Origin of the sequence: Pseudomonas alkylphenolica (assembly GCF_016009175.1) — a bacterium.
Lineage (GTDB): Bacteria > Pseudomonadota > Gammaproteobacteria > Pseudomonadales > Pseudomonadaceae > Aquipseudomonas > Aquipseudomonas alkylphenolica_B.
The window spans coordinates 18,166-37,846 of record NZ_JADUCM010000024.1 but is presented as its reverse complement, the minus strand read 5'-3'; the positions used below and the strand labels follow the sequence as shown (position 1 = coordinate 37,846).

Annotated in this window: 21 protein-coding genes; 5 read left to right on the top strand and 16 right to left on the bottom strand. The window is 61.1% G+C overall.

From position 1 onward, the window contains the following. Positions 1–151: 151 nt before the first annotated feature. Positions 152–1,738, bottom strand: a complete 1,587-nt coding sequence (locus tag I5S59_RS18915) for an ABC-F family ATPase (RefSeq protein WP_197877983.1) — start codon at positions 1,736–1,738, stop codon at positions 152–154. A gap of 476 nt (positions 1,739–2,214) precedes the next feature. On the opposite strand from I5S59_RS18915, the gene I5S59_RS18910 reads away from it, so the two are divergent. Together I5S59_RS18910 and I5S59_RS18905 are read left to right on the top strand one after the other, a co-directional pair. Continuing rightward, positions 2,215–2,643 (top strand): TOBE domain-containing protein, encoded by a 429-nt coding sequence (locus tag I5S59_RS18910; protein WP_197877982.1) that lies wholly within the window; start codon positions 2,215–2,217, stop codon positions 2,641–2,643. A gap of 113 nt (positions 2,644–2,756) precedes the next feature. Next, positions 2,757–2,963: a hypothetical protein gene (locus I5S59_RS18905; RefSeq protein WP_197877981.1), complete on the top strand. Its 207-nt coding sequence runs from the start codon at positions 2,757–2,759 to the stop codon at positions 2,961–2,963. Positions 2,964–3,147: 184 nt separating this feature from the next. Here the strand turns inward: I5S59_RS18905 and I5S59_RS18900 are convergent, their stop codons facing one another. Then, a complete protein-coding gene (locus I5S59_RS18900; protein ID WP_197877980.1) occupies positions 3,148–3,429 on the bottom strand; it encodes a hypothetical protein in 282 nt (93 codons plus the stop codon). 57 nt (positions 3,430–3,486) lie between these two features. Further along, complete coding sequence (locus I5S59_RS18895) at positions 3,487–4,005, bottom strand: DUF3016 domain-containing protein (protein ID WP_197877979.1); 519 nt, start codon at positions 4,003–4,005, stop codon at positions 3,487–3,489. A 76-nt stretch (positions 4,006–4,081) separates the two neighbouring features. Here I5S59_RS18895 and I5S59_RS18890 point away from each other — a divergent pair, with 76 nt between their 5' ends. Then, positions 4,082–4,780 (top strand): metallophosphoesterase, encoded by a 699-nt coding sequence (locus tag I5S59_RS18890; protein WP_197877978.1) that lies wholly within the window; start codon positions 4,082–4,084, stop codon positions 4,778–4,780. Here the strand turns inward: I5S59_RS18890 and I5S59_RS18885 are convergent. Continuing rightward, positions 4,755–5,378, bottom strand: coding sequence for a LysE family translocator (locus I5S59_RS18885; protein ID WP_197877977.1), 624 nt, complete (start codon positions 5,376–5,378; stop codon positions 4,755–4,757). The genes I5S59_RS18890 and I5S59_RS18885 overlap by 26 nt on opposite strands. 81 nt (positions 5,379–5,459) lie before the next feature. Then, positions 5,460–6,278, bottom strand: a complete 819-nt coding sequence (locus tag I5S59_RS18880) for an AraC family transcriptional regulator (RefSeq protein WP_197877976.1) — start codon at positions 6,276–6,278, stop codon at positions 5,460–5,462. A 163-nt stretch (positions 6,279–6,441) separates the two neighbouring features. On the opposite strand from I5S59_RS18880, the gene I5S59_RS18875 reads away from it, so the two are divergent. Together I5S59_RS18875 and I5S59_RS18870 are read left to right on the top strand one after the other, a co-directional pair. Next, complete coding sequence (locus tag I5S59_RS18875; RefSeq protein WP_197877975.1) at positions 6,442–7,068, top strand: LysE family translocator; 627 nt, start codon at positions 6,442–6,444, stop codon at positions 7,066–7,068. 143 nt (positions 7,069–7,211) lie between these two features. Beyond that, positions 7,212–7,472, top strand: a complete 261-nt coding sequence (locus tag I5S59_RS18870; RefSeq protein WP_197877974.1) for a DUF1652 domain-containing protein — start codon at positions 7,212–7,214, stop codon at positions 7,470–7,472. Here I5S59_RS18870 and I5S59_RS18865 read toward each other — a convergent pair. From I5S59_RS18865 to I5S59_RS18815, 11 genes are all read right to left on the bottom strand, one after another. Further along, a complete protein-coding gene (locus I5S59_RS18865; protein ID WP_128325339.1) occupies positions 7,469–7,744 on the bottom strand; it encodes a peptidylprolyl isomerase in 276 nt (91 codons plus the stop codon). The genes I5S59_RS18870 and I5S59_RS18865 overlap by 4 nt on opposite strands. 34 nt (positions 7,745–7,778) lie before the next feature. Further along, positions 7,779–9,740, bottom strand: coding sequence for an acetoacetate--CoA ligase (locus I5S59_RS18860; protein WP_197877973.1), 1,962 nt, complete (start codon positions 9,738–9,740; stop codon positions 7,779–7,781). 26 nt (positions 9,741–9,766) lie between these two features. Continuing rightward, a complete protein-coding gene (gene eco, locus I5S59_RS18855; RefSeq protein WP_197877972.1) occupies positions 9,767–10,246 on the bottom strand; it encodes a serine protease inhibitor ecotin in 480 nt (159 codons plus the stop codon). A 56-nt stretch (positions 10,247–10,302) separates the two neighbouring features. Continuing rightward, positions 10,303–11,073, bottom strand: a complete 771-nt coding sequence (gene hbdH, locus I5S59_RS18850) for a 3-hydroxybutyrate dehydrogenase (RefSeq protein WP_197877971.1) — start codon at positions 11,071–11,073, stop codon at positions 10,303–10,305. Positions 11,074–11,083: 10 nt separating this feature from the next. Continuing rightward, positions 11,084–12,475 carry a GntP family permease gene (locus I5S59_RS18845; RefSeq protein ID WP_197877970.1) on the bottom strand — a complete coding sequence of 464 codons (1,392 nt, stop codon included), beginning with the start codon at positions 12,473–12,475 and terminating at the stop codon, positions 11,084–11,086. A gap of 288 nt (positions 12,476–12,763) precedes the next feature. Then, a complete protein-coding gene (locus I5S59_RS18840) occupies positions 12,764–14,155 on the bottom strand; it encodes a sigma-54 interaction domain-containing protein (protein WP_197877969.1) in 1,392 nt (463 codons plus the stop codon). Positions 14,156–14,185: 30 nt separating this feature from the next. Next, on the bottom strand, positions 14,186–15,208 hold the full coding sequence (locus tag I5S59_RS18835) for an ABC transporter permease (RefSeq protein WP_197877968.1): 1,023 nt from the start codon (positions 15,206–15,208) through the stop codon (positions 14,186–14,188). A gap of 1 nt (position 15,209) precedes the next feature. Continuing rightward, positions 15,210–16,268 carry a microcin C ABC transporter permease YejB gene (locus I5S59_RS18830; RefSeq protein WP_197877967.1) on the bottom strand — a complete coding sequence of 353 codons (1,059 nt, stop codon included), beginning with the start codon at positions 16,266–16,268 and terminating at the stop codon, positions 15,210–15,212. Then, positions 16,265–18,076, bottom strand: coding sequence for an extracellular solute-binding protein (locus I5S59_RS18825; protein ID WP_232239857.1), 1,812 nt, complete (start codon positions 18,074–18,076; stop codon positions 16,265–16,267). Before I5S59_RS18825 ends, I5S59_RS18830 begins: the two co-directional genes overlap by 4 nt. Before the next feature lie 135 nt (positions 18,077–18,211). Beyond that, positions 18,212–18,493 (bottom strand): peptidylprolyl isomerase, encoded by a 282-nt coding sequence (locus I5S59_RS18820; protein WP_128325330.1) that lies wholly within the window; start codon positions 18,491–18,493, stop codon positions 18,212–18,214. A gap of 32 nt (positions 18,494–18,525) precedes the next feature. Then, positions 18,526–19,623 carry a 3-deoxy-7-phosphoheptulonate synthase gene (locus I5S59_RS18815; protein ID WP_197877966.1) on the bottom strand — a complete coding sequence of 366 codons (1,098 nt, stop codon included), beginning with the start codon at positions 19,621–19,623 and terminating at the stop codon, positions 18,526–18,528. Between the last annotated feature and the right edge of the window lie 58 nt (positions 19,624–19,681).

Sequence of the window (19,681 nt, the reverse complement as noted above, 5' to 3'; positions counted from 1 at the left end):
GGGAGAGCACCCATGATCGCTGGCGGCGAGGCTAAAAGAAAGCAGGCTAACTAATTTTAACGCTGTTATGGCGACGCATCGCCGGCAAGCCGTCCCCTACAGATGACCTGTAGGGGACGGCTTGCCGGCGATCATTCACGTTATGGCCGGGTTAAACCACGACGCCCTGACTGCGCAGGTAGTCATCGTAGGTGCCGCTGAAGTCGACGACGCCGCTTGGGCTCAGCTCGATGATGCGGGTGGCCAGGGACGATACGAACTCACGGTCGTGGCTGACGAATACCAGCGTGCCCGGGTAGTTCTCCAGCGCCAGGTTAAGTGCCTCGATCGATTCCATGTCCAGGTGGTTGGTCGGTTCGTCCATGATCAGCACGTTCGGCTTTTGCAGGATCAGTTTGCCGAACAGCATGCGGCCTTGCTCACCACCGGAAATCACCTTGACCGACTTGAGAATCTCGTCGTTGGAGAACAGCATGCGGCCCAGGGTGCCACGGATCATCTGCTCGCCCTGGGTCCACTGGCCCATCCAGTCAAACAGGCTGACGTCGTCTTCGAAGTCGTGGGCATGGTCCTGGGCGTAGTAACCCAGCTCTGCGCTTTCGGTCCATTTCACCGCACCGGCGTCTGGAGTGAGTTCGCCGACCAGGGTGCGCAGCAGGGTGGTCTTGCCGATACCGTTCGGACCAATGATCGCTACGCGCTCGCCGGCTTCAACGGTGAAGCTGAAGTTCTGGAACAGGGTCTTGCCTTCGAAGCCTTTGGACAGCTTTTCGATGGTCACGGCCTGACGGTGCAGCTTTTTGGTCTGCTCGAAGCGGATGAACGGGCTGACACGGCTCGATGGCTTGACCTCGGCCAGCTGGATCTTGTCGATCTGCTTGGCGCGGGAGGTAGCCTGCTTGGCTTTCGAGGCGTTGGCCGAGAAGCGGCTGACGAACGTCTGCAGTTCGGCGATCTGGGCTTTCTTCTTGGCGTTGTCCGACAGCAGCTGCTCACGCGACTGGGTGGCGGCAGTCATGTACTCATCGTAGTTGCCCGGGAACAGGCGCAGCTCGCCGTAGTCCAGGTCAGCCATGTGGGTGCACACGCTGTTGAGGAAGTGACGGTCGTGGGAAATGATGATCATGGTGCTGTTACGCGCCGTGAGAATGCTTTCCAGCCAGCGGATGGTGTTGATATCCAGGTGGTTGGTTGGTTCGTCGAGCAGCAGCACTTCAGGGTCGGAGAACAACGCCTGGGCCAGCAATACACGCAGCTTCCAGCCTGGCGCGACCTCGGTCATCGGGCCGAAATGCTGTTCCAGGGGAATACCCAGGCCCAGCAGCAGTTCGCCAGCACGGGACTCGGCGGTGTAGCCGTCCATTTCGGCGAACTCGGTTTCCAGTTCGGCAACGGCCATGCCGTCTTCTTCGGTCATTTCCGGCAGCGAGTAGATGCGATCACGCTCGGCCTTGACCCGCCACAGCTCCTCGTGGCCCATGATCACGGTGTCGATCACGGTAAATTCTTCGTACGCGAACTGGTCCTGGCGCAGCTTGCCCAGACGCACGTTCGGCTCGAGCATGACCTGACCGGCCGAAGGCTCCAGGTCGTTGCCGAGGATTTTCATGAAGGTCGACTTGCCGCAGCCGTTGGCGCCGATCAGGCCATAACGGTTACCGTTGTTGAACTTGACCGAGACGTTCTCGAACAACGGCTTGGCGCCGAACTGCATGGTGATGTTAGCGGTGGAGATCAAGTGATGTTCCTGCGGGGTATCCAGAAGTGTGTTTAGGTGCCGGCAACGATCGTGGCACTGTTTTTGGCCAAATCGTCAGGGATCGGCAGCTTTCCAGCTCCTTCCAATCCGAGGAGGAGCTGATCCATTTTTCGTCGATTCAGCGCAGCAGCGCGACACATGGCCGAGTGGATTGGCGATGAACCCGGGTTCATCCCAGCCATCAGGCACATGCTTGCGTGGGGGTGGCGCGTGTCGGACTGTTGACGCTCAAGGCTGCCCGACGCATCGGGCGCGGGGCATGAGGGGCGCGATTGTACCACTTGGTGCGGTGATCCACATCAGGCCTTTGAGCGCTGCAGCGTTACTATTGGGCTATAACGGTTCGAACCGCCGCAAATCGGCGCCTGATCCGAGCGCTGTAGTTGTCACTACATGACGATAAACGTGATGATGTGACAAAACCTAACTCAAAAGTCAGAAAAAGGAACTGTCACATGAAAGTCAGTGCACGCAACGTGTTCAAAGGCCAGGTCAGTCAGGTTCAGGCAGGTGCGGTCAATGCCGAGGTGGTATTGACCCTGCCGGGTGGCGAACGGCTGGTTGCAGTGGTCACCATGGAAAGCATCCGCAGCCTCGGGATTGCTGTCGGCAAAGACGCCGTCGCCCTGGTCAAGGCGCCTTGGGTAATGCTGATGACTGAGGCCAGCGACATCCGCCTGTCGGCGCGCAACTGTCTGGAAGGCAAGGTGCTGAGCGTCACCGATGGTGCGGTGAACGCCGAAGTGGTGGTGGAACTTGGTGGTGGTTCAAAAGTGTACTCGATCGTAACCCGTGATGCGGTAACAGAGCTTGGCTTGAAAACCGGCGTCAGCACCACGGTTGTGATCAAGGCGTCCCACATCATTCTGGGTGTTCCGGCCTGATACTACGATCACTCGGTAGCTGATGATAAACGCGCAGTGATATCAAATGGCTATTAATTTTATACAGTACTGGTAAAGTGCGGCCCGAAATTTACATGGGAAGGAGATCCCGCATGAAGGCCGTTCTTACATTTGCATCGGCAGTAGCACTGGCTACCACACTGACTGGCTGTGTTGTACAAAGCACCTACAGCAAATCGGTCGCGGTCACCAAGGATGCAACCGGGCGCGTGGTCCAGACTGTAGAAACCGAAACGGTCGTTCAGCCTGGGCAAGGCTACCCCATTCGCCTTGAGAAAATTGCCGGCATCCAGCCCTGAACCCGGCGTTGGTAACCAAGGGGGCGTTTGGATTGCAACGTAGTGATACCCTTGTAATTTAGCCTGCCCCAAAAACCCGATGTCAGATACTGGCATCGGGTTTTTCAATACCTCAACACAGTGGGCGCAATACCCCATTCAATTGCTAACGGCTCACAGGGCGCAGTCCGTTGTACCCGTTACGCTAAACAAACGCCTGATCATGAAAACCCCGGGGCAGGCGCTGCAACCCGGGCATGGCGGTCAGGCGTTCTGTCCAGGCGCTGCGCCAGTCAGTGGCGGTGTGCGACTTGGCTTTGCGTGCTGCGCGGCGGGCAGCGTTGCGCTGATCGCGACGGGCGTCCTTGTAGGCGTCGGTGTTGCGGCAGCTGCGGCATTTCACGCGGTTGAGCTCGGTGGTGGAGATCAGGTTGGTGCCGTGGTGGCCGCAAGCCAGGTGGCCGGCGACCTTGTAGTGAGTGACCATTATCATTGTCCTCTGCTCGGTACACACAGGTTCAGACGCGGCGCTGGTCCAATTGGTTCACGACGACGTCTGGTGTTGCACGGCAAACTGTTTGCGGAACCATTCGTTGAGCATGGCTTTCTCCGCATACAGGCGGTCGCTGGTGGTGCTGCGACCGGGGCGTTGCAGGTAGAACTTGTCGCTGAGGTGGGCATCAGCCTCGCTCACCGGCTGGCCGTTTTGCGTCAGTACGTAGTGCAGCTCGATACTCGGCCAGGTAATGTCACGCATGAAGCGCACGTTGTACGCCTGTGTATGCCAGGGCTCGTAGCGACCTGCCAGATCAATGTCACGGATGTCGATGCGCAACGTCTGGCCCATGGGCAAATAGCGCTCGCCCAGCGATAGTAGGTAGCTGCGCAAGGTTTTCATGACCTGTTCGTCGGCGCCGCGCTCATAGCCGTTGCTGTCCAGGCTGGCATCGCGAAATTGCTCCGGATTGACGTAATTGACTTCAACCGATGCGCTTGGCGGCGTTTGAGCCAAACTGTATGAAGCCAACAGGCTCAGGATGAGTACGTTCAGGACAGCGCGCATGATTCACCTCCGGGTGCAAGCGTCTGCACGGTTTTATTGTACGCCTGCCAGGGATGGCGGGTGAGGGGAGAACACAGTGAGCAGGATCGAGCGGTTCGCCGCCAACCACCAGGGCAGGGATTATGCCGTCGGTGATATTCACGGGCACTTTCAGCGTGTGCGGGCCCAATTGATGCGTGTCGGTTTCGACCCCAAGGTTGACCGGCTATTTAGCGTAGGTGACCTGGTCGACCGTGGCCCGGAGTGCACCGACGCGCTGGACTGGCTGGACCAGCCCTGGTTCCACGCCGTGCAGGGAAACCATGAAGCCCTGGCGGTTACCCACGTCAATGGCGGCTGGCTCGATTATGGTCAATACCGTGCCGCAGGTGGCGGCTGGTTTCTCGATCTGCCGGAGCGTGAGCAAGCGCGGTTTGCCGAGCGGTTTGCCCGTATGCCTCTGGCGATGGAGGTCGAGACAGCGCAAGGGTTGGTCGGCCTTGTGCACGCCGATTGCCCATTCGCCAGCTGGTGTGAGTTATGCGAGCAATTGCAAGGTCAGATGCCGCAAGCGCTTGAGGAGTACTGCCAGTGGTCGCGTCATCGTTTGCAGGTGGATGACGCCTCACCTATTGCAGGACTCCGGGCACTGATCGTGGGGCACACACCTTTGCGCGAGATCCGCGTGCTGGGCAACATCTGGCATATCGACACCGGTGGCTGGTCCCGCGGGCACTTCAGCCTTTTGGCTCTGGACAGCCTCAGCCTGGTCAATGCCGCAACAGATGAAGGATGACGCCCAGTGCCAGGGCAATCAGCAAGGCGCCGGAGACCCGCTCCAGCCAGGGCAGCGAGCGGGAGAACTGGCGACGAACCTGCGGGTTGCCGATGACCATGGCAATGAGCAAGTCCCAGGCCAGCACCACCGCGAACATCCAGGCGCCATAGAACAGCTTCCAACCAGGCGAGAGGTTGCCGAGCATGCTCGCCAGGCTAACGTAGAACAGTGCGTTTTTCGGATTGAGCAAGCCCGACAGCAACCCCATCCGCCATCCTTGCCACCAGGAGGCGCGTGCAGCGCCTGGCTGGGGCGTGTCGACGCCAGCCAGTGAGCTACTGCCGGCATGGCGGATGAACAGGGTGCCGATGTACAGCAAGTAGGCGCAGCCAGCCAACTGGATGACGACGAACAGCGTACTGTCCGCACGCAGCGCCGAGAGGCCGGCAAATGCGCCGAAAATGAACACGCCATTGGCCAGGGCGATCCCCAGGCATGCGCCGCTGGCAACGCGCCAGCCGGCACTCAAGGCATTGCGTGTCACCAGGAAAAAGTCCGGGCCGGGTGACAGCAAGGCCAGGAAATGAGCGGCGGCAAGCATCAGAAACTGTTCCATGGAAGGCAATCTTGTTCAGCTACAGGGCTGGCGATTGTCTGCGTAGGGAGCGGTGGCGGTATTGAAGAAAATTGCGCAGTTTCAGCTGCGATAACTGCCGGGCGTGATGCCCGTATGGGCCTTGAACACCCGCTGGAAATGGCTCTGGTCGGCAAAGCCCAGGCGATAGGCGATCTCCGCGACCGGTGTAGCGCCGCGCAGCCAACGGCGAGCCAGGTTGACCCGCTGATTCAATTGGTAGGCATGAGGCGTGAGGCCGGTGGCAGCGCGAAAGGCACGAATCAGCTGGTAGCGGCCCATGCCCGCCAGCGTCGCCAGTTCAGCCAGCGGCAGAAGTTGATTGGTTTCTTCCTCAAGGCACTGCAGTACAGCGTTGAGCTTGCTGTCGGGTAACTTCACCAACCCTGAGCTGGCCAGTGGCAAGAGGGCGCCTGTGTCGTAGTCGGCCATAAACTCGATCAATGCCGCTTCTTTTTCTGTGGCACCGACAGAGGAGAACAGCACGCGGTTGAGCTTGCAGAAGCGCTGATAGGTTTGCGCATCCTGGCTGATCCGGGCTGGCTCGCCGTCGCGGCTCGCCAGGCCCGACTCGAGGCGCAAGGCCTTGAGCCACGTGGCATCCAGGTGCAGCATCTGATAACTCCAGAAGGCGCCCGGCTCGGGGTTGCAGGCATGAACGCACCGCGCCGGAACAAACACCAGAGTGCCTGGCAGCAAACGGGTTTGCCCTTCACCGGCACCGGTGAACAGGCTGCTGCCCTGATCGACCGCGCCGATGGAGAACGTCGGGTGGCTGTGGGGTTTGTAGCAGGCCCGGCTGTGGCAGGCCTGGCGACTTTCCACGAAGGGCAGGGCCGGGTCACGCCAGAAAGCACGGTGCCGTTCAGTGCTGCTGACCATGAGGTTATCCAGGTGGTTGGGGTAAGGGCTATGCAAGTGGATCGACGCAGGCAAGTCAATGACGTGGGGCAATCATACCGCGCACAGTTTTTTCGGTTAACTGTACCTTGACCCCATGGGTGCCCTGAACAGACCCTTAAGCCTCACACCACCGGAGCCTGTCATGGACCTGTCCACCCTCGCTTTGTTCGTACCTGCCTGTTTTGCCCTGAACATGGCACCGGGCCCGAACAACCTCTTGTCCCTCAACAACGCCAGCCGTTATGGCTTGCGTACCGCCTGTGCGGCCGGTGCCGGGCGCTTGCTGGCCTTTGCCGGCATGATTGCGCTGGCGGCCATGGGGCTGGCGGTGGTGCTTTACACCAGCGAGTACCTGTTCCTGGCGATCAAGGTGCTGGGTGCGGCCTACCTGTTCTACATCGCCTGGCAACTGTGGCGCGCGCCAGTGGCAGTCACGGCGGTGCGCAGTGAACAGCACGTTGGCACGATGCGCCTGGCGCGTCAGGAATTTCTCGTGGCGGCGGGCAATCCCAAGGCGATTCTGATTTTTACCGCGTTTTTGCCACAATTCGTTCAGGTCGCGAGCCCGGTGCCGGTGTCGGAGCAGTTCGCCTGGTTGGGCGGGCTGTTCCTCTTGCTGGAGTGGGCGGCGATTGCCATTTACGCCTGGCTGGGCGCCTACCTGCAACGCTGGTTCAACCAGCCGGGGCCGCGGCGGGTGTTCAACCGGGTCAGTGCGACGTTGCTGAGTCTGGCAGGGATCGGTTTGCTGGCTGCTCGACGTGCTTAGGAGCGCTGGCGGGCTGCGCACGGGGTGAAGTGCGCAGGTCCTTATAGTGAAAGGGTCTGATTCGGCGGGAAATATCGCCTAGGCTGGTGGGTGGACCGGGCAACACGGGACCGCTGTCCGCCATCTGCCAAGGAGATGTACCGATGCTCTCGACCCTGGAGTTGCGCAATATCATAGAAAGCAGTTTTTTACCCACCCGCTGCCAGTGCACCCAGGCAGCCGATCGCTCGTTGACCGTCAAGGTGTTCGACCGCAGCTGCGAGCGGGTCGACCTGCTGGTGACGGGCATCAGTGCCGATCAATTAACCAGCAGCCGGGCGATTTCCAATCTGATCCTGGGGTTGCGCAACGATCTGGCCGACCAGCGCCTGCAACGCGCCGGGCGGCGAAGCGATGCCCTTTAGTCGCGGTAGAACACCTGTACCAGGTGATAGCCGAACTTGCTCTTGATCGGGCCGTGCACCACGCGTAGCGGCTTTTTGAAGATGACCTGGTCAATGGCGCCGACCATTTGCCCCGGCCGCACTTCGCCCAGGTCGCCACCGCGCTTGCCGGACGGGCAGGTGGAATGCTTTTTGGCCAGCACATCGAACGCCTCGCCTTTGGCAATGCGTTGCTTGAGCTGTTCGGCTTCTTCAGCGGTCTTGACCAGAATATGCCGGGCCTGTGCTTTCATCTCGGGTACCTTCGCAAAGCAGTAAAACCGCACATTATGCCTGATCGCGCAGCTCCGGGCGGTCACGAAATTGCGCCAGCGCCTCGGGGTTGGCCAGGGCGTCAGTGTTTTTCACCGGTTCTCCATGCACCACATTGCGGATGGCCAGCTCTACCACTTTGCCACTGATGGTGCGCGGGATGTCAGTTACCGCGAGGATCACCGCGGGTACATGTCGCGGGGTGGTATTGCTGCGGATTACCTGGCGGATCCGTTTTTGCAGGGACTCATCCAACTGCAACCCTTCACGCAAACGCACGAACAGCACGACCCGTACATCGTTATGCCAGCGTTGGCCAATGGCAACGCTTTCGAGTACGTCGTCGATCGTGTCAACTTGCCGGTAAATTTCCGCAGTACCAATGCGCACACCGCCGGGGTTGAGCACAGCGTCCGAGCGGCCATGAATGATCATGCCGCCCTCGGGCAGCTGTTCGGCAAAGTCGCCCTGGGCCCAGACGCCCGGAAACTGGCTGAAATAGGCGGCGCGAAAGCGTTCGCCATGCGGGTCGTTCCAGAAGCCCAGCGGCATGGCCGGAAAATGCCGGGTGTTGACCAGTTCGCCTTTTGCGCCAATCAGCGGGCGACCCTGGTCATCCCACACTTCTACCGCCATGCCCAGGCTTTTGCACTGGATCTGCCCGCGCCGCACCGGCAGTAGCGGATTGCCGATGACAAAGCACGAGCAGATATCGGTGCCGCCAGACATCGAGGCCAGGCACAGGTCATGCTTGAACTCGCGGTATACATAGTCGTAGCTCTCTGGCGAGAGCGGCGAGCCGGTGGACAGCAGCAGCTTGAGCGAGGTGAGCCGGTGACTCAGGCGCGGCTGCAGGTGCGCGTGCTCAAGGGCCGTCAGGTATTTGGCGCTGGTGCCGAAGGCGCTGATCCGTTCGCTGTCGATCAGGTCGAGCAAACGCTCGGGGCCGGGGTGAAACGGCGAGCCGTCGTACAACACCAGCGTGGCGCCGACCGCCAGGCCGCTGACCAGCCAGTTCCACATCATCCAGCCGCAGGTTGTGTAGTAGAACAGCACATCGTCGCTACCCAGATCGTTGTGCAGGCCGTGCTCCTTGAGGTGTTGCAGCAACACGCCGCCGGCGCTGTGCACAATGCACTTGGGCACGCCAGTGGTACCGCTGGAGTAAAGAATGTAGAGCGGGTGATCGAATGGCAGCGGGGTGAACTGCAGCTCGCCGCCGGCTTGATAGAAATCGTCCCACAGGCAGGCGTTGGCCGTGCTGTGGAATTCTTCAGCGCGCGTATGCTCGCGGGTGTAAGGCACCACCAACAGCTGTTCCAGGCCAGGCAGTTGCGCCAGCACTTCGTTGATCTTGTCGACCTGATCGATGGTTTTGCCCGCGTACTGGTAGCCCGCACACACCATCAGCAGTTTGGGTTCGATCTGGCCGAAACGGTCGATGATGCCTTGGGTACCGAACTCGGGTGAAGAGCACGACCAGATCGCGCCCAGGCTGGTGCAGGCAAGCATCGCCACCACCGTCTGCCAGGTATTGGGCATGCAGGCGGCAACACGGTCGCCGACGCCGATACCGACGGCCTTGAAACTGCGTTGCAGGCCGGCTACCTGCTCGGCCAGTTCGGCATGAGAGATGACCCTGCGCTCGCGGTCTTCACCAACAGAAATCAACGCCGGATGAGCGTCACGGCGTTGTAGCAGGTGTTCGGCGAAGTTCAGGGTAGCACCGCTGAACCAGCGGGCGTCGGGCATCTGTGGTCCTTCAATGAGGACCTCGGTGGCCGGCCGATGCCAGCACACCTGAAAATAGTCGGCAAGGGTTTGCCAGAACGCGGCACGCTGGTCGATGCTCCAGCGATGCAGGTCAACGTAGTCGGCAAGCGCTATGCCGTACCTGCGATTGACTTCACGGCGAAAGGCATCCATACGGCTGGCCTTGATGCGTGCCTCGGAAGGGCGCCAGAGCACTTCGTTCATGCCGCGTTCTCCTTAGCCGGGCGGTGTTATTCCACGGTTGCGTTTTTCACGTCGGTTGATGCCGACCAGATGCGGTAGCGCACCTGCACACCTTCAGGTACGTACACCACCACGGGCAGTTTGCTGTTGTAGCGCAGCAGGAAACCATCACCCACCACGGGCACGAAGGCTTCTTGCTTGGTGTTTTGCGGGCAGGCCATCAGGGTCGAGGCTGGCCCCATGACTTTTTCCAGGCGGTAGTAGTTGTAGCCCCAGCCCTGCAGGGTCTTTTCTTCGAGTGTGCCGCCCAGGTGCTGGCGGTTGCAGTCGACCAGCAACTGCTTGCCGGCCAGCACTTCAAGCTTGAACGCCGACTCATCGGCCTGCGGCGGCAGGTGGATCACCTGGCGGGTGAAGCCTTTTTCGGCTTCAGGGTAGGGCGCTACGTCTTTGAGACTGGCAGCCTGTACCGAAGTACCAACAGCCAGGGTCAGGGTGAGCAACGCAGTGAAAGGGATCGGGCGCATAGGGCCTCCTTGCAGGTAAAAAATGCGATGCAGCAGCCAGATCCCCAGGGTTCCCTTTATTGGGCCAACCAGCCGCCATCGATGTTCCAGGCGGCGCCGCGAACCTGGCTGCCAGCTTCGCTACAGAGAAACAATACCAGTTCACCCAGGTGCTCGGGAGTGACGAATGACAATGAAGGCTGCTTCTCGGCCAGCAGATCGTGCTGGGCCTGTTGCGGGTCGATCCCGCTGGCCGCGCGGTCGTCGATCTGTTTCTGCACCAGTGGGGTGAGCACCCAGCCCGGGCAGATGGCATTGCAGGTGATATTGCTTGTAGCGGTTTCAAGCCCGACCACCTTGGTCAACCCGACGACCCCGTGCTTGGCTGCCACATAGGCCGCCTTGCCGGTGGAGCCGACCTGACCATGTACGGAGGCGATGTTGACGATTCGCCCCCAGTTGCGTTGACGCATGCCAGGCAGTACCAGCCGGGTACCGTGGAAGACGGCGCTAAGGTTGATGGCGATGATCGCGTCCCAGCGCTCTACCGGAAACTCTTCAACCGGTGCGACATGCTGGATGCCGGCATTGTTGACCAGGATGTCGACGCCACCGAACTCGCGCTCGGCGTAGGCGAACAGGTCTTCAATCTGCTCCACGCTACCGAGGTCGGCGGGGTGATGGCCCACCCGGGTACCGTGGCGGGCGACTTCGGCAATCGCTGCCTTGATGTCGCCGAAGCCGTTGAGGATCAGGTTGGCGCCCGCTTTGGCCAGGACATGGGCGATGCCCAGGCCGATGCCGCTGGTGGAGCCGGTGACCACTGCTGTTTTACCGTTGAGATTCATCTGCTGCTCCTTAGACGATACCGGTCGCGTAGAAGGTGGCGATCACCACGAACACCGCCAGGGTCTTGATCAGGGTAATGCCGAAAATGTCCTTGTAGGCTTCCCGGTGGGTAAGCCCGGTGACGGCCAGCAAGGTAATCACCGCGCCGTTGTGTGGCAGGGTATCCATGCCGCCGCTGGCCATGGCGGCCACCCGGTGCAGGACTTCAAGCGGAATGTTGGCGGCATTGGCAGCCGCAATGAAACTGTCGGACATCGCCGCGAGGGCAATGCTCATCCCGCCAGAGGCGGACCCGGTGATACCGGCCAGCAAGGTGACGGTGATGGCTTCGTTGACCAGCGGATTGGGGATGGCGCGCAGGGCATCGGCAAGCACCAGGAATCCCGGCAACGAGGCGATCACCGCGCCGAAACCGTATTCGGAGGCGGTGTTCATCGCCGCCAGCAGCGCGCCGCTTACTGCACTTTTGCTACCTTCGGCGAGACGGCTTTTGATTGCCCCGAAACCTGCCACCAGCACCAGCATAATGCCCAGCAGCAACGCTGCCTCGACCGCCCAGATAGCGGTGAGCTTGGCGATATCGGTCTGTACCGGTGCGCTCATGCCCGGTAGCTGCAGGGTGTGGGTCTTGCCGTACCAGGCGGGAATCCAGTGGGTGAACAGCAGGTTCATGACGCCCACCAGCAGCAGCGGTGAGAGCGCCAGAAGCGGGTTGGGCAGGGTCAGGTCGGCTGCGGTTTCAGGTTCGTTACGCAGCGCTGTGCCGTAACCTTCGCCTGCGCGCTGGGCTTTGTTGCGCTGGCGCTGCAGGTAGAGCATGCCGGTGCAGAACACGAACAGGGTGCCGATCAGGCCAAGCCAGGGCGCGGCCCAAGCCGTTGTGTTGAAGAAAGTACTGGGGATGATGTTCTGGATTTGCGGGGTGCCGGGCAGGGCATCCATGGTGAACGAAAACGCGCCCAGGGCGATGGTTGCCGGGATCAAGCGCTTGGGGATGTTGCTCTGGCGGAACATTTCGGCGGCAAACGGGTAAACCGCAAACACCACCACGAACAGTGACACACCGCCGTAGGTCAGCAAGGCACACACCAGCACGATCACCAGCATGGCCTGGCGGGTACCCAGCAAGCGAATCGCCGCTGCGACGATGGAGCGCGAGAAACCGGACAGTTCGATCAGCTTGCCGAACACTGCACCGAGCAGGAACACCGGAAAGTACAGTTTGATAAAGCCGACCATCTTCTCCATGAACACCCCGGTGAAGGTCGGGGCGACAGCGGAAGGATCGGTGAGCAGCACCGCGCCAAGGGCAGCGATGGGAGCGAAGAGGATAACGCTATAACCACGGTAAGCAGCCAGCATGAGCAGCGCGAGGGCTGCCAGGGCAATGATCACACTCATCGAGTGTCTCCTTGGGCGAATCTTGTTTTTGTTGATGGCAAGGAGATAGCGGGAATCGTGCCAACTTTATAACTTATTGAAATGTAAGGTTTTTATTGTATTTTCATAAAAGATCATCAAAGTCGGTCTCCGAATAGAGACAGGTCCGGCAATGTTCGTCAGTTGTACCGCTGGCACGGCGTTAGCAAATCCGGTGTCGAGTCGCCAGGTTTTACGGCTGCTTCGCAGCCGATCGCCGGCAAGCCTGGCTCCTACAGGCGGTGTCTCTGTATGGAGACGGCGTTCTCTTTATTGAGACGAGACGCCCAATGCCACCAACTTTTTATACAGGGTAGACCGTCCCAGCCCCAGCTGCCGTGCCGCTTCCGGTACGTTGCCGCTGCAACGGGCCAGTGTGTTGGTCAGTAACTGCCGTTCGAACGCCGCGCAGGCTTGCTTGTAGTCCAGTTGCGGTGTTGTCACCTGCAGCGGCGCCAGGTTGCCAAGCGCAGACTGAATGTCGCGTGCGCCAAGGTGAGCATGGTCGGCGAGCAAGGTGGCGCGCTCAAGCACATTGCGCAGCTCGCGGATGTTGCCAGGCCAGGCATGGCGCGCGAGCAACATGAGCGCCTCATCGTCCAGCTCATGCTGACTGCCCAGCTCTTCCAGGATGGCTTCAGTCAGGGCTGGCAGATCGTCCAGCCGCTCACGCAGCGGCGGCACCTGGATCGGCAATACATTGAGGCGGTAATAGAGGTCGGCGCGGAACTCGCCGCGGGCCATGGCCGCACTGAGGTCGGTAGAGGTCGCGGCTATGATGCGCACGTCGCTGTGCATCATCTGGTTGGAGCCCACCGGCTCGTATTCCTTTTCCTGCAGCACCCGCAGCAATTTGCTCTGCAGCGGCAAGGGCATGTCGCCGATTTCGTCGAGAAACAGCGTGCCGCCCTCGGCCAGTTGCAGCTTGCCGGGCCGGCCCTTGCGGTCGGCACCGGTGTAGGCACCCGGCGCGGTACCGAAGAACTCGGCTTCAAGCAAGGTGTCCGGAATGGCTGCGCTGTTGATGCTGACGAAGGCCTTGTGCGCCCGTGATGAGGCGGCGTGGATGGCGTGGGCCAGCAATTCTTTGCCAGTACCGGTTTCACCCAGCAGCAACACCGCCGAGTCTGTACTGGCACCGCGTCGGGCCCGGCGTTTGACCTCTAGGCTGGCGGCACTGGTGCCGATGAACTTGGCAAAGTTGTATTTGGCTTGCCGGGCGCGCAACAGCGAGCGGGTCGAGGCCAGTTCCTGCTGCATGCTGGCGTAGCGCTTGAGCAGTGGCGACAGGCTGCGCAGTTCGTCGAACAAGGCAAAGCCGATGGCGCCGATCAGCGCGCCATCGCCGTCGTGAACCGGCAGGCGCATCACCACCAGCGGCTCCTTCGGCGTATCGAGCATGTCCAGCAGGATCGGCTTGCCGTTGTTCACCACCTCACGCATGAGGCTGCCGGGAATCACGCTCTCGCAGGGCTGGCCAATAGCGCTGACGGCGTCCTCCAGGCCAAAGCGCCGGGCGTAACGCTCGTTCATCCAGACAATGCGCGCGTCGCGGTCGACAATGATGGTGCCTTCGCTGGACTGCTCGATGATCTCGAACAGCGAACGGATCGCCAGCAGGCGAACCTGCTGATAGTCCTTGAGGCTGTCGTTGGCAGGCATGGGCCGCTCCCTGAAGGTCAAAGGCTGGGATTATGCCCGGGGATCGAAGGCTTCGCGCAAGGCATCGCCAATGAACACCAGCAACGACAGGATCAACGCGAGGGCGAAGAACGCGGTAAAGCCCAGCCACGGCGCTTGAAGGTTCTGTTTGCCCTGGTTCACCAGTTCGCCCAGCGAAGCACTGCCGGCCGGCATGCCAAAGCCGAGGAAATCCAGCGCGGTGAGGGTGGTAATGGCGCCAGTGAGAATGAACGGCAGGTAAGTAAAGGTGGCGTTCATGGCATTGGGCAGGATGTGCCGCAGGATGATCCCGCGGTCCTCCAGCCCCAAGGCCCGTGCCGCCTGCACGTATTCAAGGTTGCGCCCGCGCAGGAACTCGGCGCGAACCACATCAACAAGCGCCAGCCAGGAAAACAGCGCCATGATCCCCAGCAACCACCAGAAATTGGGCTCTACAAAGCCGCTGAGGATGATCAGCAGGTAAAGCACTGGCAAGCCTGACCAGACTTCCAGCAGGCGTTGTCCGATCAGGTCGACCCAGCCACCGTGGTAGCCCTGAAGGGCGCCAGCCGCGATGCCGATCACGGTGCTGATCAGCGTCAGCGCCAGGGCAAACAGGATCGACACGCGGGTGCCGTACAACACCCGCGCCAGGACATCACGGCCCTGGTCGTCGGTACCCAGCCAGTTGGTCGTGGTCGGCGGGCTGGGCGTTGGCTGCTGCAGGTCGTAGTTGGGGGTGTCGGCACTGAAGGGGATCGGCGCGAACAGCATCCAGCCATGCTGATCCTTGATCAGTTGTTGCACGTACTGGCTGCGGTAATCCGGCTGGAAGGGCAACTGGCCGCCAAAGGTCTGCTCGGTGTAGCGCTTGAATGCCGGGAAATACAGTTGCCCCTGATAACCCATGACCAGGGGTTTGTCATTGGCCACCAGTTCCGCGCCAAGGCTCAGCACCAGCAATACCGCGAACAGCCAGAGCGAATACCAGCCACGGCGATTGCGGCGGAAATTTTGCAGGCGTCGGCGCGACAACGGGGACAGGCTGAACATATCAGTGCGCCCTCGTTGCAAAGTCGATCCGAGGATCAACCAGGGTGTAGCAGAGGTCACCGACCAGGCGGATCAGCAAGCCGAACAGGGTGAAAATGAACAACGAACCGAACACCACGGGATAATCCCGGGACACCGCCGCCTCGTAGCTCATGCGTCCCAGGCCATCGAGGGAGAAGATCACTTCGATCAGCAGGGAGCCTGCAAAAAACACGCTGATCAAGGCCTGGGGGATACCCGCGACCACGAGCAAAATGGCGTTGCGAAACACATGCCCATACAGCACCCGTTTCTCGCTCAGGCCTTTGGCCCGCGCGGTGATGACGTATTGGCGGGTGATCTCGTTGAGGAAGGCATTCTTGGTCAACAGGGTCAGGGTGGCGAAGCCGCCGATGACCAGGGCGCCTACGGGCAGCACCAGGTGCCAGAAGTAATCGGCCACCTTGCCCAGCAGGCTCAACTGGTCGAAATCCTCCGACACCAGCCCGCGCACCGGAAACCAGTTCAGCGACGTGCCGCCGGCAAATACCACAATCAACAGCAGCGCGAACAGAAACGAGGGCAGGGCATAGCCGATCACGATCAGGCTGCTGCTCCAGGCATCGAACGCCGTTCCATGGCGGATGGCCTTGCGAATGCCCAGCGGAATCGACACCAGGTAAGTAATGAGCGTCGCCCAGAAACCCAGTGAAAGCGTGACCGGCATTTTTTCCAGGATCAGGTCAGTGACCTTGGCACCACGGAAAAAGCTGCTGCCGAAATCAAGATGGGCGTACTGGGTGAGCATCAACCACAGGCGCTCCGGGGCCGACTTGTCGAAACCGTACTGACGCTTGATGTCCTCGATCAGCTTTGGGTCCAGGCCGCGACTGGCACGGGAACTGGTGTGCACAGTCTCGACACTGGCCCCCGGCGCGCCGCCGCCAATGCCTTGCAGGCGGGCAATGGCCTGTTCCACGGGGCCACCTGGTGCAGCCTGAACGATGACGAAATTGACCAGCAGAATGATCAGCAGGGTCGGGATGATCAGCAACAGCCGTCGCAGGATATAAGCGGTCATGGCTTCTCCTTGAGGTGTTCGGCCATTTGCGCATTGGTCAGCGCCGTGGGGCTGACTTCCCACCAGCTGTCCAGGCCTTCGTCATTGCTTGCTTGTACCTTAGGCAAGCCGAAACGGTTCCACCAGACGGTGGACGTGCCCGGCGGGTAGTAATTGGGGATCCAGTAGTAGTTCCACTGCAGTACCCGGTCCAGTGCATGGGCATGGCGGAGCATATCGGCCTGGGTGCTGGCTTTGACCAGGCCATCGATCAGGCGATCGACCGCCGGGTCTTGCAGGGCCATGTAGTTGTTCGAGCCCGGGTCGTTGGCCGCAGCCGAGCCAAAATAGTTGTACAGCTCAAGGCCTGGCGAGGGGGTGACCGGGTAGCCGGTGACGATCATATCGTAGTCGCGAGCCATCAAGCGGTTAACGTACTGGGAGGCGTCGATACGGCGGATGTCCAGGGTGATGCCGATCTGTGCCAGGTTGCGCTTCCACGGCAGCAGCAATCGCTCGAAGCCGGCCTGGCCATTGAGGAAGGTGAAACGCAACGGTTCGCCCTGGGCGTTGACCAACTGGTCGCCTTCGGGTTTCCAGCCGGCCGCCTGTAGCAGGTCCAGGGCTTGCAGCTGTTTGTCGCGAATCAGCCCTGAGCCGTCAGTACGTGGTGCCTCGAACACACGGGTAAACACTTCTTCTGGTACTTGCCCGCGAAGCGGCTCGAGCAACGCCAGCTCGCCGGCGTCGGGTAACGCGCGTGCGGCCAGGACGCTGTTGGAGAAAAAGCTCTGCTGGCGGATGTACAGGTTGCGCATCATCTGCCGGTTGCTCCACTCAAAGTCCCAGAGCATCGCCAGCGCCTGACGCACGCGACGGTCTTTGAACACAGGGCGCTGCAAGTTGAAGACAAAACCCTGGGCCGGTTGTGGCGCCTGTTTGGCCAGGTGGGCGCGTTGCAGGCGGCCGTCGTCCAGCGCCGGGCTGTTGTAGCCAATGGAATAGCCGGTGGCGGAAAACTCGCGGTTGTAGTCATAGCCGCCGCCGCGCAATACCTGGCGGGCCACCTCGGTGTCGCCGAAGTATTCGATGCGCAGGCGATCGAAGTTGTAGCGCCCGCGATTCACCGGCAAGTCGCGGGCCCACCAGGTCGGGTTGCGCTCAAAGGTAATACTGCGGCCGTTGTCGATTTGTCCGATCCGGTACGGCCCGCTGCCTACAGGCGCTTCAAAGCCGCCACCGCTGGCAAAGTCGCGGATTTTCCACCAGTGCTCGGGCAGAACCGGCAGAGTGGCAAGGTCAAGGGGCAGGGTGCGGTTCTGGTTGCTCTTGAAGACGAATCGAACCTGGCGCGGGCCTTCGACTTCGACACGCTCGACATCGGCAAACTGCGTGCGGTACTTGAGGTTGCCTTCGCGCATGAACAGCTCGAAGGTGTAGCGCACATCTTCTGCGCGCACGGGCTGGCCATCGGCAAACTGCGCCCGTGGGTCGAGGTAGAAACGCAGCCAGAGGCCTTCGGGGTCACGCTCCATCTGGCGGGCGATCAGCCCGTAAACGGTGTAGGGCTCATCCTGTGAGCGAATCGCCAGCGGCGCATACAGCCAGCCGTCGACCTCCGCCACGCCGATGCCCTTGTCGATGTAAGGCAGCACGTGGTCGAACTGGCCGATCTCGATGGCCGAGCGGCGCAGGCTGCCGCCTTTGGGGGCGTCAGGGTTGGCGTAATCGAAATGCTGGAAACCGGGCTGATAGCGCGGTGCTTCGCCGTAGACAGTCAACGCATGGCTGGGGGCTGCCAGACCGCTGTGGGTCCAGGCCAGGGCCAGGGCAAAGACAGCAAAAAGAGAGGGACGACCGATGTGCAAGCGCCTGACTACCTGTACCCACGATGGTGGCTGTAGCTTAGCAGGTCAGGCCGGCAATCCTGAACCGGTCCGGCAGGACCGGTTCAGGCAGGTGACTCAGTCCTGGCGGCTGGTCACTTCCAGCAGGTGGTAACCGAACTGGGTTTTAACCGGGCCCTGAACGGTGTTTACCGGTGCGCTGAACACCACGGTGTCGAATTCCTTGACCATCTGGCCCGGGCCGAACGAGCCCAGGTCACCGCCCTGACGGCTGGACGGGCAGGTGGAGTTGGCTTTGGCGATTTCGGCGAAATCGGCACCGGCTTCGATCTGAGCCTTCAGTTCGTTGCACTTCTCTTCAGTGGCAACCAGGATGTGACGGGCAGTGGCTTTGGCCATGGGAGTTACTCCTTTACAAGAAAGTGCCGAGACTACCCGATTAGTGCCGGTTTTTCCTGCGCAATGTCACGCAATGCAGCAGCACCTTCACGCAGCAGGGCTTCGGTGCCCGCCCAGCCCAGACAGCCATCGGTGATCGACACCCCGTATTTGAGCGGCTCTTTACCCAGTGCCTGGCAGCCATCAAACAGGTGGCTTTCGAGCATCATGCCGATCAGCGCGCGGTCGCCTTGCAGGCGCTGGGTCAATACCTGGTTGAACACCTCAGGTTGGCGCATGGGGTCTTTACCGCTGTTGGCATGGCTGCAATCGACCATGATCCGTGGCGACACGCCCGCTTTGGCCAGCCCCTGGCGGGCCAGGGCAATGCTCTGCGGGTCGTAGTTCGGGCCCTTGTTGCCGCCGCGCAGCACCAGGTGCGTATCGCGGTTGCCCAGGGTCTCGATGATCGCCGGGAAACCCTGCACGTCCATGCCGAAGTGCCGATGGCTGTGCGCAGCACTGCGAATGGCGTCGCAGGCAATGCCAACGCCGCCGTCCGTACCATTTTTGAAGCCCACGGGCAGGCCCAGGCCGCTGACCATTTCACGGTGGATCTGCGACTCGGTGGTGCGCGCACCAATGGCCGCCCAGCTCAGCAAATCGTCGAAGTAGCCTGCCGCCATCGGTTGCAGCAGCTCGGTGGCCACTGGCAGGCCGCATTCAAGCATGGCCAGCATCAAGCCCCGCGACAGGGCGATGCCGGCGTGCATGTCGTCACTGCCATCCAGGTGCGGATCGTAGGCCAGGCCTTTCCAGCCCACCGTGGTACGTGGCTTTTCCACGTAGGCGCGCATCACCAGCAGCATCTGGTCGCTGACTTCTTCCGCCAGCTGGGCCAGGCGCTGGGCGTATTCGCGTGCTGAGCGCGGGTCGTGGAGCGAGCAGGGGCCGACGATCAGCAGCAGGCGTGAATCTTCGCCATTGAGAATGGCGCGCACGGCCTGGCGATGGCGTTCAACCTGAGCGGTAAGTGCAGGGGACAACGGCATCTGCTGCTTGAGCAACAGGGGGCTTGGCAGACGTTGGCTAACGGCGCTGTTGGCGGCGTTGGGTTCGGACAGTGGCAGAGCGAGTGTGGACGATTGCATGTGCTGGGTTCCCTGGGCGGATGGCGGGTTCTGTCCCGCGCTGTCGGCCCTATCGAGG

Coding starts and splice junctions, on each gene's coding strand:
- I5S59_RS18840 (WP_197877969.1), bottom strand. CDS start 14,155: ATGCCTGCCAACGACAGCCTCAAGGACTATCAGCAGGTTCGCCTGCTG.
- I5S59_RS18870 (WP_197877974.1), top strand. CDS start 7,212: ATGCTCTCGACCCTGGAGTTGCGCAATATCATAGAAAGCAGTTTTTTA.
- I5S59_RS18875 (WP_197877975.1), top strand. CDS start 6,442: ATGGACCTGTCCACCCTCGCTTTGTTCGTACCTGCCTGTTTTGCCCTG.
- I5S59_RS18830 (WP_197877967.1), bottom strand. CDS start 16,268: ATGACCGCTTATATCCTGCGACGGCTGTTGCTGATCATCCCGACCCTG.
- I5S59_RS18835 (WP_197877968.1), bottom strand. CDS start 15,208: ATGTTCAGCCTGTCCCCGTTGTCGCGCCGACGCCTGCAAAATTTCCGC.
- I5S59_RS18845 (WP_197877970.1), bottom strand. CDS start 12,475: ATGAGTGTGATCATTGCCCTGGCAGCCCTCGCGCTGCTCATGCTGGCT.
- eco (WP_197877972.1), bottom strand. CDS start 10,246: ATGCGCCCGATCCCTTTCACTGCGTTGCTCACCCTGACCCTGGCTGTT.
- hbdH (WP_197877971.1), bottom strand. CDS start 11,073: ATGAATCTCAACGGTAAAACAGCAGTGGTCACCGGCTCCACCAGCGGC.
- I5S59_RS18820 (WP_128325330.1), bottom strand. CDS start 18,493: ATGGCCAAAGCCACTGCCCGTCACATCCTGGTTGCCACTGAAGAGAAG.
- I5S59_RS18885 (WP_197877977.1), bottom strand. CDS start 5,378: ATGGAACAGTTTCTGATGCTTGCCGCCGCTCATTTCCTGGCCTTGCTG.
- I5S59_RS18815 (WP_197877966.1), bottom strand. CDS start 19,623: ATGCAATCGTCCACACTCGCTCTGCCACTGTCCGAACCCAACGCCGCC.
- I5S59_RS18900 (WP_197877980.1), bottom strand. CDS start 3,429: ATGGTCACTCACTACAAGGTCGCCGGCCACCTGGCTTGCGGCCACCAC.
- I5S59_RS18880 (WP_197877976.1), bottom strand. CDS start 6,278: ATGGTCAGCAGCACTGAACGGCACCGTGCTTTCTGGCGTGACCCGGCC.
- I5S59_RS18910 (WP_197877982.1), top strand. CDS start 2,215: ATGAAAGTCAGTGCACGCAACGTGTTCAAAGGCCAGGTCAGTCAGGTT.
- I5S59_RS18895 (WP_197877979.1), bottom strand. CDS start 4,005: ATGCGCGCTGTCCTGAACGTACTCATCCTGAGCCTGTTGGCTTCATAC.
- I5S59_RS18860 (WP_197877973.1), bottom strand. CDS start 9,740: ATGAACGAAGTGCTCTGGCGCCCTTCCGAGGCACGCATCAAGGCCAGC.
- I5S59_RS18865 (WP_128325339.1), bottom strand. CDS start 7,744: ATGAAAGCACAGGCCCGGCATATTCTGGTCAAGACCGCTGAAGAAGCC.
- I5S59_RS18905 (WP_197877981.1), top strand. CDS start 2,757: ATGAAGGCCGTTCTTACATTTGCATCGGCAGTAGCACTGGCTACCACA.